The organism is Roseateles sp. Mitsp63 (genome assembly GCF_059491535.1).
Genome location: NZ_CP168509.1, coordinates 5,108,942 through 5,125,955, shown reverse-complemented (window position 1 = coordinate 5,125,955; position 17,014 = coordinate 5,108,942). Strand labels below are relative to the sequence as shown.

The following is a 17,014-nucleotide window of genomic DNA, read 5'->3' as shown; positions in this document are numbered from 1 at the left end:
GTCTGATGTCGGATCTGGCGGTGCGGCAGCCGTCGTGGCATTCGCTGCGCAGGGGTCATGTGGGGACAGGGAAGAAAGCATCGGAAGGGAAAGCGGACGAGAGGCGACATCAGTGATCGCTGGTCGGCATCGCGCACACCGGGGTTGCGTTCGATGGACGCCCTCATCGCCTACCATCGCGGCCATCCCGGCGAAGCCGGACAGGGGAGCGACGCACGCATGGTCCGGAAAGTGGAGCGGGTTCGAACACCGGGAGCGATGGCCCTCCGGCGTCGACACCAACGTGGCGCGCTGCGTTGGCCGTCCATCTGGGCCTGGGCGCAGCTTCTCGTCGTCCTGCTGGTGACGGCCGCGGTCGCCTGGCTATGGGTCATGCGGCCGCCGTCCGGGCCGGCCGAGCGACTGGACGGCCTGATCCAGGACGCGCAGACCCGCTGGCGCGGCCGGCTCGAGCCCGGCAAGACCTATCCGATCGTGCTGCTGCGCATCGATGCCGCGAGCGCAGCGCCTTTCAACGGCGACGTGACGGCACGGCCGTTGCTGGCTGATGCGATCACCCGCCTTCAGGCCGCCAAGCCCCGGCTCATCGCCCTCGATCTGCCGCTGTTCGACGCCCGGCCCGGCCAGGATGCGGCCCTCGCTGCCGCCATGCGCGCGGGCGTGCCGGTGCTGTTGCCGTTCGCGCTGCCGCCCGGGCCGCCCGCTTCGGGATCCGGGGCCGGCGCGCAGGCGCTGCGCCCGCAGGCCTTTCCCCGGGTCGAAGGCCTGCCGGGCGCCGCGCTGCGCCGCCGCTTCGCCGAGACGCCACCCGAGCCGCTGCTGTCGGCGGCCGCATCGCTGGGACACCGGCAGACCGGTCGGGCGCGCGATGGCACCCTGCGCCACGACCTGCCGGCGTTGTCGCTGGAGGACGCCGCCTATCCGTCGCTGGCGCTGCGCATCGCGGGCGACGCCATGCGCCAGCCCTGGTCCGAGGCCACGCTGCGCTGGCGGCGCGAGATCCGCTGGGGATCGCTGCGCGTGCCGCTGGATGGCCTGTCGCGGCAGGGCGTCAACGACTATGGACCCGCCGGCACCTTTCCGTCGGTGACCTTGTCCGACCTGGTCGACGGGCGGGTGTCCGACGACGTCCTGCACAACCGGATCGTGATCGTGGCTCCGGCGCCCGATGACACCGTCGCGACGCCGTTCGATGCCGGCTTGTCCAGGGCGGAATGGCTGGCCACGGTCGTCGACAACCTCCTCACCGGCCGGACCCTGTCGCGCCCCGCCTGGGCCCCGCTCGCCGAACTGGGCGGGCTGCTGGTCCTGCCGCTGCTGTGCATGCTGCTGCTCGCGCGCGGGCGCTGGTGGCGCGGGCTGCTCGGCGTGGCGGTGCTCGTGGGCATCGGGCTCGCGGCGGCGCAATGGCTGCTCCAGGAGGAGCAGCTCGTCCTGTCGCTGGGCGGGCCGCTGCTCGCGGCCGCGGTGGCGAGCGTCTGCGCCTTGCTGCTTCGCCTGCTGGGGCGCGTGGTGCGGCATCGGCGTGAATTCAGACGGCTGCAGGCGAACGAGGCCCGCCATGCGCTGGCCGCGCAAGGCGCCAATGACGGTCTGTGGGACTGGGACATCGACGGGGACCGGCTGGACGTGTCCTCGCGCTGGCGCGCGCTGATGGGCGAGGACGAACGCGAAGCTCCGCCCGAGCGAGGCATCGTCCGATTCACCCTCCCGCTCGATGAGGCGGCCGCGGGCCTGTTCCGTGCCGAGCTCGACGCTCATCTGAAAGGGCGCGGGCCTCGCTTCCACCACGTGCTGCGCTTCCGGCAGGGCGGGCAGCCGCGCGCGCTGCTGGTGCGCGGCATGGCGCAGCGGGTCGATGGCCGCGCCGTGCGGATGGGCGGCACGCTCACTGACGTCAGCGAGCAGGAACGACTGCAGGCACAGCTCATCGACGACGCGATGCACGACGGCACGACCGGTCTGCCGAACCGGGCCCTGTTCCTCGAGTTGCTGGCGCAGCGGCTCGCGGCGCCGGTGCCCGGCGTGCCCATCGGCGTGGCGCTGATCGGCCTGGACGGCTTCCACGCGTTCACCGAGCAGCATGGGGTCGCGACCAGCGACGCGATCGTCGCCGAATGCGCGCGGCGGCTGGCGGGCGGCGAGGGGCGGGCGGCCCGTGTTGGACGCGTGGTGGCGCGGGTGGCGCCGGACCAGTTCGCGTTGCTGTTCGAGATCCGCCTCGAAGCCGGCGGCGTGCTGGTCGACCGGGTGCCCGAATGGGCGCTCGCGCGGATCGAGGAGCCCTTCGTCTTTGACGCCGTCCAGGCACCGGGCGACGACGGCAAGGCTCCGGCGGCGCTGGAGGAGCGCCGGCCCGCGCGCACGGGCGCGCATCGTCTGACGGCCTGCGCCGGCTGGTCGCACACGGGGCAGGGCGGTTTCAGCGCGGAAGACCTGCTCGCCACGGCGGGGAGCGCGCTCGCGCGCGCCAAGGCGGCGGGCACGGGCCAAGTGCGGATGTTCGACCGCTCGATGCCGCGCGCGGAGCCGGACGGGGCCTGGGCGCGCGAGCACCTGCCGCGCGCGCTCGAGGCAGGCGAGCTCGAACTCCACCACCTGCCGGTCGTGCGGCTGGCCGACCGGGCGCTGCTCGGGTTCGAGGCCTTGCTGCGCTGGCGGCATCCGGAGCGCGGGCTGCTGATGCCCGATGTCTTCCTCCCCGCCGCCGAGGCCAGCGGCCAGATCGCCGCGATCGGCCGCTGGACGCTGATCGAGGCGGCGTTGCTGCTGCGCCGCTGGCGCGAGATCGGCTTCAAGGGCGAGATCGCGGTGAACCTGTCGGCAGCGCAGCTCGCGCGCGGGGACGATCTGCTGGGCGACGCCGGCGAGGCGCTCAAGGCGCTCGGCGACGTGCCGCCGTCGCAACTGAGGCTGGAGGTCGCCGAGCGCGTGGCGATGGCGCATCCGCGGCAACAGGCCGCGGTGCTTCGAGCGCTGGCTCGCATGGGCTTCGCGCTGTCGATCGACGATGTGGGCACGGGGCGCCTGTCACTGGCGGACCTGCACCGCTTCCCGGCCGACACGCTGAAGATCGATCGCGGCGTCGTGGCGCGGCTCGGCGGCGACGCCGATGCGCGGGAGACCGCGCGCACCATCGCCGCGCTGGCGCGCGCGCTTGGCTGGCGCTCGCTGGCCGAGGGCGTCGACGACGAGGCCAAGGCGGCGCTGCTGGAGGAGCTCGGCGTGCCGCTCGCGCAGGGCTGGCTGTTCGCCAAGGCCCTGCCGGCCGAGGAGGCGCGCTGGCTCGTCCAGACGGTGCCTTGGAAGAAGCCGGCCGGCTGAGCGCCTTGGCCATCGCCGGCCACGCCTGGAGTCGCGTCAGAGACCCTTCGAACCCTTGCCGATCAGCCCCAGGGGCAGGCCAGGCGATTCGGTCGGGCGTCCGCAGATGGCTCGCCAGATCTTCGTGGACACGCGCAGGTCGTCATCCACGCCAAGTGCCAGCATCTCCAGCTGCGCGGTCAAAGCAACCGGCGGCGCGGCTCGCGTGCTTCCGGAGATGGGCCGGAGGATGTCGCCTGCCGGCACACCTGAACGCATCATCTGCTTGAGCAGCCGGATCGCGGTGATGCACTCGTCCGGCTGGCCTCGGCGCAGCAGGACCTCGAGCTTCCCTGGCTCGAATCGCAGGCCTCGATAGGCGCCAGGCGCATCGAGACCGGCGACTCCATTGCGCATTCCCATACGCGCCAGCAAGCCGGTATCGATCTCGACTTCACCCATCATCAGCCGTTTGCAGGCCTCCGACACCTGAAGGCCGGAGGTCTCCAGCGCGGGCGTGGCGCCTGCCCACGACAACCAGTCGCACAGACGCGATCGTGTTCGCTGCGTGGTATCGAGGACATGCGCATGGTCGGAGTCGATCTCCTTGGGAAGCTGGTGAGGAGCGGGACGCAACTTCCACCTGACGATGCCGGCTTCGTGGCAGGCCAGTTGGTGGGCAATGACCGTGCGGTCCGTGCGCAGCACGTCACCGTCCAGCGTCAGCGCTTTGGGCAGGGGCCAGCCGTCGGACGCCGTGAAGCGATCATCACTGTTCTCCGCCAATTGCAAGGCCACCTTGGCGAGCGATTGCAACGGACCGCTCGTAACTTCCGAGTGCGCCAGATCATGAGGGTCCGCGTACTCGGTATAGCTGCTGGGCGAGGCCTGCAACAAGGTTCGGACGGCGCCGGTCCTGTCGCGAACCTGTGCGGTGCCCTCGTGCCAGTCAACGACCAACTGCTTCTGATTCGGCGACAAGAAGTCGTGAAGCGCTCTGAGTTCCTTCAACGTGTCGCTGCGTGCATCAAACGCTTGGCGGAAGCACTTGAAGTGGTCCGCCGTGAAGGATGGCGTGAATGACGTCGACAAAGTGGCAGGCATGAATGGCAACCCAATCGTGAAAACGAAGCCGCCGTAGTCGGACGACCACGGCGGTTGGGTTCGCCGCCCCCGGGGTCAGGCCATGCCTTGATGCCGCAGCAGCGCGTCGATGGTCGGCTCGCGGCCGCGGAAGGCCTTGAAGTTGTCCATCGCGTCGCGCACGCTGCCCATCGACAGGATCTCGTCGAGGTAGCGCCGCCCCGTCGCCGGATTGAACACGCCTTCCTCCTCGAACGCGCTCCAGCAGTCGGCCGACAGCACCTCGGCCCACTTGTAGCTGTAGTACCCCGCCGCGTACCCGCCCGCGAAGATGTGCGAGAAGCTGTGCTGGAAGCGGTTGAAGGCCGGCGGCACCAGCACCGAGACCTCCGCGCGCACCTCGTCCAGCAGGTCCTGCACGCGCGTCTCCGAGCCCGGCTCCGCGTGCAGCCGCATGTCGAAGAGCGCGAACTCGATCTGGCGCAGCGTCTGCAGGCCGGCCTGGAAGTTCTTGGCCGCCAGCATCTTGTCGAACAGCGCGCGCGGCAGCGGCTCACCCGTGTCGACGTGACCCGACAGCTGCTGGATCACCTCCCACTCCCAGCAGAAGTTCTCCATGAACTGGCTCGGCAGCTCGACGGCATCCCACTCGACGCCCGAGATGCCCGACACGCCCAGCTCCGCCACCCGCGTCAGCAGATGGTGCAGGCCATGGCCGCATTCGTGGAACAGCGTCGTGACGTCGTCATGCGTGAGCAGCGCCGGCTTGCCTTCCGCGCCCTGCGGGAAGTTGCACACCAGGTGCGCCACCGGGATCTGCTCGGCGCCGGTGCCCGCCAGGTCCGGCCGCGCCCAGCGGCTGCGCACCTCGTCCATCCATGCGCCCGGCCGCTTGCCATTGCGCGCGTACAGGTCCAGGTAGACCTGGCCGATCAGCTGACCATCGCGGCGCAGTTCGCAGAACTGCACCGACTCGTGCCAGACCGAGGCCTTGGCCGGCACCAGCTGCACGCCGAACAGCCGGTCGACGATGCGGAAGAGACCGTCCAGCACGCGCGGCAGGGTCAGGTATTGCCGCACTTCCTGGTCGGAGAAGGCGTAGCGCGCCTCCTTCAGCTTCTCGGAGACGAAGGCGGTGTCCCAGGCCTGCAGGTCGTCCAGGCGCAGCGCGGCCTTGGCGAAGTCGCGCAGTTCGTCCAGGTCGCGCTGCGCGTAGGGGCGGGCGCGCGCGGCCAGGTCGCGCAGGAAGGCCAGCACCTGCGCCGGCGAGGTGGCCATCTTGGGCACCAGCGAGGCCTCGGCGAAGTTCGCGAAGCCCAGCAGCCGGGCTTCCTCCTGGCGCAGCATCAGCAGTTCCTGCATCAGCGGGCCGTTGTCCCATTCGGACTTGTCGCCGAGTTCGCTGGCCCGCGTCACGTAGGCGCGGTACAGGCGCTCGCGCAGCGCGCGGTCCTCGGCGTACTGCATCACCGGCATGTAGACGGGGAAATGCAGCGTCAGCTTGTGGGCGTCCGGATCGGTGTTGCCGTCCTTCTCCGCCGCGGCGCGCGCGTTGGCGACGACGTCGGCGGGAACACCCTTGAGCTCCGCCGCCGACACGATCGCCGACCAGCCGTCGGTGGCGTCCATCACGTGTTCGGAGAAGGCCTGGCCGAGTTCGGCGCCGCGTTCCTGGATCTTGGCGAAGCGGGCCTTGGCCTCGCCCTGCAGCTCGGCGCCGGACAGGACGAAATCGCGGATCGCGTGCTTGAGCAACTGGGCGCGCTCCGGCGACAGGCCGGGCTGGGCGGCGATGGCCTTGTACTTGGCGTACAGGGCCTCGTTGGCGCCGAGGGCGGTGTGGAATTCGGTGACCGCGGGCAGCATCGCGTTGTAGGCCTCGCGCAATGCCGGCGTGTTGGCGACCGCGTTCAGGTGGCCGACGGCGCCCCAGGCGGTGCCCAGGCGCTCGGAGGCGACGTTGAGCGTGCGGGACAGGAGCTCGTAGTCGGCCGGCGCGTCGGGCGCGGTGACCCGGTCGAGCGCTTTCTGCGCTTGAGCGAGCAGTTCGGCGATGGCCGGCTGGATGTGCGAAGGATCGATCGCGGCGAAGTCGGGCAGCGGCGCGGTCGAGAGCAGCGGGTTCGCGGCGGCAGCGGTGCCGGCGGCGGAGGAATCGGTCATGCAGGCCTCGTGAGTCTGACGAAATGCCGGAACAGTGTCTCAGCCTTTCGCGCGCGGATGCGCGGGAGCTTTCTATCGTGGGGATGCGCATCAGGCTATCAAGCCCGGGGCTTCCCCAATCACGAGACGCGGGTTGGCCAGCGAAGGGCGCTGGCCCTCACCCCTCCCTCCCGCAAGCGGGCGAGGGGGACAGGGCTGCCCGCACTTGCCTGGCGCAAGAACTCCCTCGCCCCCCGCGAGGGGGGAGAGGGCAGGGGAGAGGGGGTGCTTCGAAGGGCAGCAGCGCTGTGGCACGAGCCCCCTCTCCCCTCCCTCTCCCCGCTGGGGCGAGGGGGGTAATACCGGGCGGCGCGCTTCTTACACCCACGCCCGCTCGCGGGAGGGGTGAGGGCCAGCAGCCTCCGGAGTCAGAAGGTTTCCCAGTCGCCGTCGGCGGCGGCTGGTGCCGGACGCGGCGCGGGCGGAGGCGCCGCGACTGCCGGAGCCGGCTTCGGCACCGGCGGCTTGACCACCCCATGCGCCGCGCCGTTCGCGCCCGGCCGCGCCGCCGTCATCGGCGAGGGCCGCGCCAAGGCCGTCTTCGTCTCCGCCCTCGGCGCGGACGAGGCCAGGGCCGCGGGCTTCGCCGCGGGAGCCGGCGCCGCCCGCTTCACCCCCGCCATCGCGTCCTGCCCGAGCCGGAACACCGACACGATCTCGGTCAGCCGGTGCGCCTGGTCCTTGAGGCTCTCCGCCGCCGCCGCCGATTCCTCGACCAGCGCCGCGTTCTGCTGCGTCATCCGGTCCAGCTGCGTCACCGCGTCGTTGACCTGCGCGATGCCGCCGCTCTGCTCCGTCGAGGCCGCCGTGATCTCGCCGATGATGTCCGTCACCCGCTGCACGCTGTGCACGATGTCGTTCATCGACTCGCCCGCCGCCTGCACCAGCCGCGTGCCGGCCTCGACGCTGTCGACGCTGGCGCCGATCAGCGCCTTGATCTCCTTGGCCGCCTCGGCGCTGCGCTGCGCCAGGCTGCGCACCTCCGACGCCACCACCGCGAAGCCGCGTCCCTGCTCGCCGGCCCGCGCCGCTTCCACCGCCGCGTTCAGCGCCAGGATGTTGGTCTGGAACGCGATGCCGTCGATGACGCCGATGATGTCGTTGATCTTCTTGGAACTGGCGTTGATCTCGTCCATCGTCGAGACCACCTGGCCCACCACCTCGCCGCCGCGGGCCGCCGCGCTGGACGCGCTCGACGCCAGCTGGTTCGCCGTCTGCGCCGCGTCGGCGGTCTGGCGCACCGTCGCGGTCAGTTCCTCCATCGACGACGCCGCCTGCTGCAGGTTGGACGCCGTCTCCTCGGTGCGTTGCGACAGGTCCTGGGAGCCGATCGCGATCTCGCTGGAGGCGGTCGTGATCGAGTTGCTGGCCGAGCGCACGTCCAGCAGGATGCGCTGGATCTTCTCGGCGAACAGGTTGAACGAGGACGCGATGCGGCCAACCTCGTCGCGGCCGCCGGCGGGCAGGCGCTGCGTCAGGTCGCCGTCGCCGGCGCTGATGTCGTCGAGCGCGGCGCGTACCCGGTCCACCCCGCGCAGCATCGCGGTGATGGTGCCGGTCATCGCCAGCGCGGCGATCGCCATCATGATCAGCGCCGTGATCACCGCCGTGCGCAGCAGCGCGCTCAGCGAGGCCAGCGCCTCATCCTTCTTCGCCGCCACGTAGAGCTGCCAGTCGGTATCCGGGATCGGCGTGCCGCTCACCAGGAAGGTATCCCCGCCGACCTGCGCCTCGACCCAGCCGGCCTGCGGGTCGATCGCCGTGGCCAGCGCCTGCGGCGTGAGCTGCCCGGAGATCTCCGTCGCGCCCTTGAGGGCGAGCTTGGCGTCCGGATGCGCGACGATCCGGCCGTCCTTGGACATCAGGAAGGCGAAGCCGCCCGGTGTCGGCTTGATCGCCTGCACCGTGGCCACCACGTCGTCCAGGAACACATCGGTGGCGATGACCGCCTTGGTGCCGCCGCCGCTCTTGTCCGCCGCCGCGAAGGTCACCACCAGGCGGCCCTTGGACGCGTCCATGTAGGGCGCCGTCAGCACCGTGCCGGACGCGGAGGCCGCGCCGGTGTACCAGGGACGGCCGGTGGGGTCGTAGTCGGGCGGGAGGTTCTGCGGCGTGTTGAAGACGATCTTCTTGTCGGCGAAACCGACGTAGGCCGCCTCCAGGCGCCCGGACTTGGCCGCCTGCTGCAGCAGCGGCACCGGATCGGCGGCGGCCACCGCCGGCTGCAGCGAGGCGACGATGTCGCGCTGCGTGCGCACCCATTGCCGGATCGCGTCGGCGCGCGCCGCGGCCAGTTCATCCAGGGCCTGCGAGACCTGCTGCCGCGTGTGGCCGCGCACGGTCACGTAGTTGGCGACAGTGATCGCCAGCAGGGTCAGGGCGACGATGCCCACGCCCAGCGAAATCAGCCGGGTCTTGATCGAGTCGAACATGAATGGACTCCGTGTCTCATCGGCGCCGGGCGTGTTCCGCTCTCTGGCGCGTGCCTCCACGATTCGCTCTCTCGGTCTTCCCCTGCTCCATGGCCCCTCATCAGGGCAGGGCGCGCGCCCGGGCAGGAGAAACGCCCGGGCGGTGCCGGGCGTTGCGCGCGATCAGGCGGTGGTCATCGCGTCCATCAGGCCCATGTCCGCGCTGGACATCAGGCCCTCGATGTCGATCAGGATCAGCATGCGCTCGGCGACGGCGCCGATGCCCATGATGAAGCTGGTGTTGACGGAGCTGGCGCTCAGCTCGGGCGCCGGACGGATCACGTCGCGGTTCAGCTCCAGCACGTCGGACACCGAGTCCACCACCGCGCCCACGACGCGGTTCTTCACGTTCAGCACGATCACGACGGTGAAGCTGTTGTACTCGGCCGTGGCGCAGCCCAGCTTCAGGCGCAGGTCCACGATCGGGACGATCACGCCACGCAGGTTGACGACACCCTTGATGAACTCGGGCGCGTTGGCGATGCGGGTCGGCTGCTCGTAGGAGCGGATCTCCTGCACCTTCAGGATGTCGATGCCGTACTCCTCCTGACCGAGGCGGAAGGTGAGGTACTCGCCGCCGGCGGGCGCGGCGCTGGCGCCCTGCGGGACCAGCGAGCCGGACTTCGCTTGCACGACTTGCGTGCCGGTTTGTTGGACGATTTCCATGTGATGACCTCGCGGGGGCTGATTAGAAGGTTTCCCAGTCGCCGTCGTCGGCGGTGGTGGCCGGGGCTGCCGGCGCGGTGAACGGGGCGGGCGCCGCCTTCGGCGCGGCGGCCTTGGCGGCAGGCTTGGACAGGGGCCTGGACACGGGCTTCGCCGTGGCCGGGGCCGGCGGCTTGGCGCTGACCGGCTTCGAGGCGGCCGGCTTGGTGGTGGAGGAGGCCGGCTTGGCCGCGCTCACCGGAGCGGCCGGCGGAGCGGCCGGCGGCGTGGACCTGGCGGTGAACGCGGTCGCCGACAGCGCCGGCGCATGGCCCGACACGCGGAAGCGATCGACCACGGCGCCCAGGCGCTCGGCCTGGTCCTTCAGGCTCTCGGCGGCGGCGGCGGACTGTTCCACCAGCGCGGCGTTCTGCTGCGTCATCTGGTCCAGGTTGCTGACGCCCTGGTTGACCTGGCTGATGCCGTCGCTCTGCTCGCTGGAGGCGGCGGTGATCTCGCCGATGATGTCGGTCACCCGCTGCACGCTGGCGACGATGTCGCTCATCGTCGTGCCGGCTTCCTGCACCAGGCGCGAGCCGGTCTCGACGCGCTCGACGCTGGCGCCGATCAGGGTCTTGATCTCGCGCGCGGCCTCGGCGCTGCGCTGCGCCAGCGAGCGGACCTCGCCGGCCACGACCGCGAAGCCGCGGCCCTGCTCGCCGGCGCGGGCGGCTTCCACCGCCGCGTTCAGCGCCAGGATGTTGGTCTGGAAGGCGATGCCGTCGATCGTGCCGATGATGTCGCTGATGCGCTTGGAGCTGCTGTTGATCTCGTCCATCGTCGAGACCACCTGGCTCACCACGTCGCCGCCCTTGGCCGCCGCGCCCGAGGCGGAGGAGGCCAGCTGGTTGGCGGTGCGCGCGGAATCGGCGGTCTGCTTCACGGTGCCGGTCAGCTGCACCAGCGAGGACGCGGCCTGCTGCAGGTTGGACGCAGTCTGCTCGGTGCGGCTGGACAGGTCCTGGTTGCCGGTGGCGATCTCCACCGACGCGGTACGGATCGAATCGGCCGCCGTGCGCAGCTGCCCCACCATCGATTGCAGCGCCTCCTGCATGTGGTGCAGCGAGCGCATCAGCTTGGAGGCCTCGTCGACGCCCTCGACCGGCTTCATCGCGCGGGACAGGTCGCCCTCGGCGATCGCCTCGGCCAGCGCCTCGGCCTCGGCCAGCGGCGCGCAGATGGTCTGCATGTTCAGCAGCGTCAGCGGCACCACGACGATGGCGGCGAACACCAGCACCAGGCCGAAGGTCCACAGCACGCCGCCCTGCGTCTTCTCGATGCCGGCGCGCATCTCCAAGGCCTGGGTCTCCATGCGCTTCTCGACTTCGGCGAGCTGCTTCTCCGCTTCGGTGATCTGGTCCTTCGCGGCGGTGAGCAAGCGGTCGGCGACCGCCGCATGGTCATAGGCGCCGGCTTCCAGCTGCGTGACGACGTTGGACGACTTCTGCGCATAGGCCTCGAGCGCGGCCTTGATCTGCATCAGGACGGCCTTGTCCTCCTCGGGGCTCAGCGCGGCCACCTCGTCGAGGTGGGCCGTGGCGGACTTGCGCGCCTCGTCCCACCGGCCGTGCGCCGTCTTCACGGCCTCGGCCTTCTCGTAGTTGATGATCATGTCCTTCTCATAGCGGCGGATGTCTCCCATCGCGCTGTGAAGGGCGCCCACGCGCTGGCCGCGGGCCGCGGATTTCTCGAGGAACTCCTGCGTCTGGCCACGCATCGACTGCATGCCGAACAGGCCGACGCTGCCGACCACCATCAACAACAGCAGCACGATCGCGATCGCGCCGATCATGCGGGTGCGGATGCTGAACTGACGCAGCAATGCACTGAAATTCATGTTGACCTCTTGTGAGTTCGACGCCGGCCGCGCGGCCGGCGTCCTCCCGGAATCAAAGACGATCGATGGCGTTCAATGGCGCGAGCGGCGCACCAGGCTGCCCACGTCCAGGATCAGCGCGACCCGGCCGTCGCCCATGATCGTGGCGCCGGAGACGTCGGTGACCTTGCGGTAGTTCGCCTCCAGGTTCTTGACCACGACCTGCTGCTGGCCGAGCAACTCGTCCACCAGCAGCGCGACGCGGCCGCCCTCGGCCTCCACCACGACCATGATCGAGCTGACATGCTCGAAGTCGAAGCGGGGCACGTTGAAGACCTGTTCGAGCTCCACCACCGGCATGTACTCGTCGCGGACCTCGACCACGCGGCCGGAGCCGCCGACGGTCTTGATCGTGTCAGCCTGGACCTGGAAGGACTCCACCACCGAGGACAGCGGCAGGATGTAGACCTCCTCGCCGACGCCCACGCTCATGCCGTCCATGATGGCCAGCGTCAGCGGCAGCCGCACCGAGACCTTCATGCCGTAGCCCTCGGCGGAGTCGATCTCCACCGTGCCGCCCAGCGAGGTGATGTTCTTCTTGACCACGTCCATGCCGACGCCCCGGCCGGACACGTCGGTGACCTGGTCCGCCGTGGAGAAGCCCGGCGCGAAGATCAGGCCCCAGACTTCCTGGTCGGTCATCGTGTCGGGCGCGTCGATGCCCTTCTCGCGCGCCTTCTTGATGAGCTTGTCGCGGTTCAGGCCGCGGCCGTCGTCGCGCACCTCGATGACGATGGAGCCGCCCTGGTGGGAGGCGACCAGCGTGATCGTGCCCTGCTCGGGCTTGCCCTTGGCCATGCGGTCGGCCGGCGACTCGATGCCGTGGTCGCAGCTGTTGCGCACCAGGTGGGTGAGCGGATCGGTGATCTTCTCGACCAGGCCCTTGTCGAGCTCGGTGGCCTCGCCCTGCGTGACCAGCTCGACCTTCTTGCCGAGCTTGGCGGCCAGGTCGCGCAGCATGCGCGGGAAGCGGTTGAACACCACCGACATCGGGATCATGCGGATCGACATGACCGATTCCTGGAGGTCGCGCGTGTTGCGCTCCAGGTCGGCCAGGCCGGAGGCCAGCTGCTGGTACAGGCCCGGGTCCAGGTTGCGGCTGTTCTGCGCCAGCATCGCCTGCGTGATGACGAGCTCGCCCACCAGGTTGATCAACTGGTCGACCTTCTCGACCGACACGCGCAGCGTGGACTGGTCGGGGCTGGCGCCGCCGGCGCGCGGGGCGACCTCGGTGCGGGCCGGCGCGGCCGGCTTGGCGGCCACCGGCACGTTCGCCTTGGGCGCCTCGGCGGCGGCCTTGGCCTCGGCGGCGGTCTCGGGCGGAACGCCGGGGGCGTCGTCGAAGAAGCCGTAGCCGGGGTCCTCGTCCTTCTTCGCCTCGGCCGGGGGCGCGCCGGGCGCGCCTTCATGGAAGCCGTAGCCCTCGCCCAGCGGCAGGATCTTGACCTGCTCGCGCGAGACGTGGAAGGTGAACAGGTCCAGCAGGTCGTTGTCGGTGCTGCTGGTCAGGACCTTGAAGCGGCGCATGCCGTCGGCGGCGATGCCGCCATCCAGCGGCTCGATCGTGCCCAGGTCGGTGATTTCCTTGAACAGCTCGACCAGGTTGTCGGCCTGCGCCGGGTTGTCCAGCGGGCCCACCAGCAGCTCGAGCTGGCGCACCGTGGATTTCAGCGCCGCCGCGGCCGGGGCGGCGGCGGGCGCCGCGGTGGCCGCTGGAGCCGCCGGGGCCGGCGCGGGCGCGGCGGCGCGGGCGCCGTCCGGCGTGCCGCCGTCCACCAGCGTGCGGATGCTGCTCAGCAGGGCGGAGGTGTCGACGGCGTCGGCGCCCGAGCCCTGGTGCCGCGCGAGCTGCGCCTTGAGCGCGTCGCCGGACTGCAGCAGCACGTCCACCATCGGCGAGGTCGGCGCCAGTTCATGGCGGCGCAGCTTGTCCAGCAGCGTCTCCATCTGGTGCGTCAGCTCGGCCACGTCGTTGAAGCCGAACGTCGCGGCGCCGCCCTTGATCGAGTGGGCGCAGCGGAAGATGGCATTCATCTGCTCATCGTCCGGGTTCTCGATGTCCAGGTTCAGCAGCAGCTGTTCCATGTTGTCGAGGTTCTCGCCGGCTTCCTCGAAAAAGACCTGATAGAACTGGCTCAGGTCGATGCCCGCGCCCAGGTTGGCGCCTTCGGAGGTCATGTCTCCCATCAATCTCTCCCGCGGGACTTCAGCGGATCACCTTGCCGATCACTTCGATCAGCTTGGCCGGGTCGAACGGCTTGACCAGCCAGCCGGTGGCGCCCGCGGCGCGGCCGGCCTGCTTCATCTGGTCGCTGGACTCCGTGGTCAGGATCAGGATCGGCGTGGTCTTGAATTTGGGGTTGTCCCGCAGCTTTTTCGTCAGGCTGATGCCATCCATGCGGGGCATGTTCTGGTCGGTCAGCACCAGGTCGAAATCGCGCTGCGACGACTTCTCCCAGGCGTCCTGCCCGTCCACCGCCTCCACGACGTTGAAACCCGCATTCTTGAGGGTGAACGAGACCATCTGGCGCATGGAGGCCGAATCGTCTACGGCGAGGATCGAGGGCATTTTTGGTTCTCCGGATGACAGGCTGTTTTCGGGTGGACTCGAAGATTCTTGAGGACCTTGAGGGCGGACCGTGGTCCGCGGTCGATGTTTTCGTGATCTAAGGGACGGAAGCTCGCAACATCGTCAGAACAATTCGATCGAGCCGGCGTCCATCTCGTCCTGCGTGACGGGATTGGGACGCAGCGGGGCGGTTTCGACGACGGCCATCCCGTCCTCGTCCTCCCCGAACGCATCGCGCGCGAGCTGGTCCGAGCAGTTGCGCAGCCGCTGGCTGGTGTGCGCGATCAGCTGCGTGGACATGTCCTGGAACTGCAGCGCGGTGATCGCCCCGGCCAGATGCAGCATCAGCTGCTGCAGCGCGTCCTGGTCGCGGGCCTCGGGCAGGCGCTCGCGCATCTGGTCCACCAGGCCGGAGGCGCCGAAGAAATGCGTCGACAGCGCCTCGCAGGCATCGTCCAGCAGGCGCTGCAGCCGCTCCAGATCGTTGTTGACCGTCATCAGATGGTCCTGCAACTCGGCGGCGGCGAGCAGTGGCATCAGTCCGCTGCCTTCCGGCTCGACCGACGTCTCATCGATTTGCATCTTGGCTCCACATTGGATGTCCTGGTGCTTGTTCATGTCTGCCCAACTCAGACATGTGCCCGGACTTGTCGGCTGGCAAGAATCTTCGGCCTTTGCCTCGCATCTGTCGACGGGACTAACCGTGAAAAGCTGTCCCATTAGCTTGGATCAACTAGCGTCGACGCGACACTGACAAATTCTCGATAAGGGTAAACCCAAGACTCTACGGTTTCCAGAGGGAGAACAGCGGGGGGGGACCTGCATAGACGAGGGATGCGCGACAAACTTGGCATACTCGCGCCCATGCCGACTCTCCCCCTGGCCGAGCGCTCCCTGCGCCTGCTTCATATCGAGGATTCCGACCTGGATCACCAATTGATCCTGGCTCAATTGCAACGGTCCGGATTGCGTTTCGAAATCACGCGGCTGGACACCTTGCCGCAAATCGAGGCGGCGCTGGACCGGACCTGGGACGCGGTGATTTCGGATTACAACCTGCCGGGGTTTTCGGGGCTGGTGGTGCTGGACCTGATCAAGCAGCGGCAACTGGTGCTCCCGTTCGTGCTGGTGTCGGGCGAGATCGGCGAGGACACCGCGGTCGCGGCGATGCGCACCGGCGCGTCGGACTACCTGCTCAAGAACAACCTGGCGCGGCTGGCGCCGGCGCTGCTGCACGCGATCGAGTCCTGCGAGGCGCAGCTCGCGCGCCAGGAGGCCGACCGCGAGCTGCTCAAGTCCAAGCAGCAGCTGCATGAGCTCGCGGGTCACCTGCAGACCAGCGTCGAGATGGAACGGGCGGCGATCGCGCGCGAAATCCATGACGACGTGGGGGGCTCGCTGACGGCGCTGAAGTTCGACCTGGCCTGGATCGCGCGCCACAGCAGCGACGAGGCGGTCCAGCAGCGCGTGCAGTCGGCGCTGGAGACGGTGACCAGCGCGATCGAATCGAGCCAGCGGATCATGCACAACCTGCGGCCGGCGATCCTGGAACAGGGATTGCTGGCAGCGGTGCAATGGCTGGCCGCGCGCTTCGAGCGCCGCACCGGCATCGCCACCGCCGTGCGGCATGTCGGCGAGCATTTCCAGCTGCCGGCGGGCGTGCCGCTGGTGGCCTATCGCTGCGCGCAGGAGGCGCTGACCAATGTCTCCAAGCATGCCGGGGCGACCCGCGTCGACGTGGAGCTGAGCATGGAGGGCGGCGTGCTGACGCTGGAGATCAAGGACAACGGCCACGGCATCGCGCCGGGCGACCTGAGCAAGGCGCGCAGCTTCGGCATCCGCGGCCTGCGCGAGCGCGCGGCGACGGTGGGCGGCTGGGTCGACCTGAGCAGCGGACTCCACGGCACGGCGCTGATCCTGTCGGTGCCGCTGCGCGGCGTGATCGCGGACTTCGACGTCGACGACGACGGCGAGCCGCTCCCGGCCGGCGCGGGCCATGATCCCTCCTCGTGGGGCGCCCTATGATCAAAGTCATCCTCTGCGACGACCATGCGCTGATCCGCCGCGGCATCCGCGACACGCTGTCCGACGCGCCCGACATCGAGGTGGTGGGCGAGGCCGGCGACTACGGCGAGCTGCGCAGCCTGATGCGCACGCTGCCCGCCGACCGGCAGTGCGACGTGCTGGTGCTGGACATCAACATGCCGGGCCGCAGCGGCCTGGACGTGCTGCACGTGCTCAAGGACGAGGGCACGAGCACGCGGGTGCTGATCGTCTCGATGTACCCGGAGGACCAGTACGCGATCCGCGCGCTGCGGGCCGGGGCCTTCGGCTACGTCAACAAGGGCGGCGATCCGCAGCTGCTGGTGCAGGCGGTGCGCACGGTGGCGCAGGGGCGAAAGTACGTGACCCCCGAGATCGCCCAGATGCTGGTCGAGAGCCTGACCGCCCCGGCGCCCGAGCAGGCGCACCAGAAGCTCTCCGACCGCGAGCTGCAGACGCTGGTGATGATCGCCTCGGGCAAGCGCCTCTCGGACATCGCCGAGGAACTGATGCTGAGTCCCAAGACGGTCAGCGTGTACCGCGCGCGGGTGCTGGAGAAGCTGGGCCTGTCCAACAACTCCGAACTGACCGTCTACGCGATCCGCAACGGGCTGGTCGAGAGCTGACGCCCGGCGCCGCGGCCGCGCGCCGTGTCGAGATCCGCCTTTTCCATTCGTCGTCACGAGGGGGCGTTCACGACCGCCATCCGCCATTCGTCGCAACCAGGGGTTGACGCGGGCGGGGCGCCGCGCAGAATGCGCC

General features: G+C 69.8%; 11 protein-coding genes. 3 read left to right on the top strand and 8 right to left on the bottom strand.

The features are described 5' to 3' along the window. The first annotated feature begins 57 nt into the window (after positions 1–57). Positions 58–3,324, top strand: coding sequence for an EAL domain-containing protein (locus ACEN96_RS22225; protein WP_495585205.1), 3,267 nt, complete (start codon positions 58–60; stop codon positions 3,322–3,324). A 36-nt stretch (positions 3,325–3,360) separates the two neighbouring features. On the opposite strand, the gene ACEN96_RS22220 is transcribed toward ACEN96_RS22225, so the two are convergent. From ACEN96_RS22220 to ACEN96_RS22185, 8 genes are all read right to left on the bottom strand, one after another. After that, positions 3,361–4,407 carry a hypothetical protein gene (locus ACEN96_RS22220; protein ID WP_495585204.1) on the bottom strand — a complete coding sequence of 349 codons (1,047 nt, stop codon included), beginning with the start codon at positions 4,405–4,407 and terminating at the stop codon, positions 3,361–3,363. Between the two features lie 75 nt (positions 4,408–4,482). Continuing rightward, positions 4,483–6,549, bottom strand: a complete 2,067-nt coding sequence (locus tag ACEN96_RS22215) for a M3 family metallopeptidase (protein ID WP_495585203.1) — start codon at positions 6,547–6,549, stop codon at positions 4,483–4,485. 407 nt (positions 6,550–6,956) lie between these two features. Continuing rightward, positions 6,957–9,020 (bottom strand): methyl-accepting chemotaxis protein, encoded by a 2,064-nt coding sequence (locus ACEN96_RS22210; protein WP_495585202.1) that lies wholly within the window; start codon positions 9,018–9,020, stop codon positions 6,957–6,959. Between the two features lie 162 nt (positions 9,021–9,182). Continuing rightward, positions 9,183–9,725 carry a chemotaxis protein CheW gene (locus ACEN96_RS22205; RefSeq protein WP_495585201.1) on the bottom strand — a complete coding sequence of 181 codons (543 nt, stop codon included), beginning with the start codon at positions 9,723–9,725 and terminating at the stop codon, positions 9,183–9,185. Between the two features lie 22 nt (positions 9,726–9,747). Then, entirely contained in the window at positions 9,748–11,601 is a 1,854-nt protein-coding gene (locus tag ACEN96_RS22200) for a methyl-accepting chemotaxis protein (protein ID WP_495585200.1), read from the bottom strand. 72 nt (positions 11,602–11,673) lie between these two features. After that, entirely contained in the window at positions 11,674–13,827 is a 2,154-nt protein-coding gene (locus tag ACEN96_RS22195; RefSeq protein ID WP_495585199.1) for a chemotaxis protein CheA, read from the bottom strand. A gap of 19 nt (positions 13,828–13,846) precedes the next feature. After that, the gene (locus tag ACEN96_RS22190) at positions 13,847–14,209 is read right to left on the bottom strand and encodes a response regulator (RefSeq protein ID WP_067068294.1); all 363 of its coding nucleotides are present in this window, start codon (positions 14,207–14,209) and stop codon (positions 13,847–13,849) included. 123 nt (positions 14,210–14,332) lie between these two features. Further along, positions 14,333–14,791 (bottom strand): hypothetical protein, encoded by a 459-nt coding sequence (locus ACEN96_RS22185; RefSeq protein ID WP_495585198.1) that lies wholly within the window; start codon positions 14,789–14,791, stop codon positions 14,333–14,335. Positions 14,792–15,073: 282 nt separating this feature from the next. Here ACEN96_RS22185 and ACEN96_RS22180 point away from each other — a divergent pair, with 282 nt between their 5' ends. Together ACEN96_RS22180 and ACEN96_RS22175 are read left to right on the top strand one after the other, a co-directional pair. Then, positions 15,074–16,234 (top strand): hybrid sensor histidine kinase/response regulator, encoded by a 1,161-nt coding sequence (locus ACEN96_RS22180; RefSeq protein ID WP_495585197.1) that lies wholly within the window; start codon positions 15,074–15,076, stop codon positions 16,232–16,234. Beyond that, the gene (locus tag ACEN96_RS22175; protein ID WP_495585196.1) at positions 16,231–16,878 is read left to right on the top strand and encodes a response regulator; all 648 of its coding nucleotides are present in this window, start codon (positions 16,231–16,233) and stop codon (positions 16,876–16,878) included. Before ACEN96_RS22180 ends, ACEN96_RS22175 begins: the two co-directional genes overlap by 4 nt. Positions 16,879–17,014 lie beyond the last annotated feature (136 nt).

Bases quoted from the DNA above. Each gene is read 5' to 3' on its own strand.
- ACEN96_RS22180 (WP_495585197.1), top strand. From the start codon at position 15,074: ATGCCGACTCTCCCCCTGGCCGAGCGCTCCCTGCGCCTGCTTCATATC.
- ACEN96_RS22205 (WP_495585201.1), bottom strand. From the start codon at position 9,725: ATGGAAATCGTCCAACAAACCGGCACGCAAGTCGTGCAAGCGAAGTCC.
- ACEN96_RS22190 (WP_067068294.1), bottom strand. From the start codon at position 14,209: ATGCCCTCGATCCTCGCCGTAGACGATTCGGCCTCCATGCGCCAGATG.
- ACEN96_RS22210 (WP_495585202.1), bottom strand. From the start codon at position 9,020: ATGTTCGACTCGATCAAGACCCGGCTGATTTCGCTGGGCGTGGGCATC.
- ACEN96_RS22195 (WP_495585199.1), bottom strand. From the start codon at position 13,827: ATGGGAGACATGACCTCCGAAGGCGCCAACCTGGGCGCGGGCATCGAC.
- ACEN96_RS22220 (WP_495585204.1), bottom strand. From the start codon at position 4,407: ATGCCTGCCACTTTGTCGACGTCATTCACGCCATCCTTCACGGCGGAC.
- ACEN96_RS22200 (WP_495585200.1), bottom strand. From the start codon at position 11,601: ATGAATTTCAGTGCATTGCTGCGTCAGTTCAGCATCCGCACCCGCATG.
- ACEN96_RS22225 (WP_495585205.1), top strand. From the start codon at position 58: ATGTGGGGACAGGGAAGAAAGCATCGGAAGGGAAAGCGGACGAGAGGC.
- ACEN96_RS22185 (WP_495585198.1), bottom strand. From the start codon at position 14,791: ATGCAAATCGATGAGACGTCGGTCGAGCCGGAAGGCAGCGGACTGATG.
- ACEN96_RS22175 (WP_495585196.1), top strand. From the start codon at position 16,231: ATGATCAAAGTCATCCTCTGCGACGACCATGCGCTGATCCGCCGCGGC.
- ACEN96_RS22215 (WP_495585203.1), bottom strand. From the start codon at position 6,549: ATGACCGATTCCTCCGCCGCCGGCACCGCTGCCGCCGCGAACCCGCTG.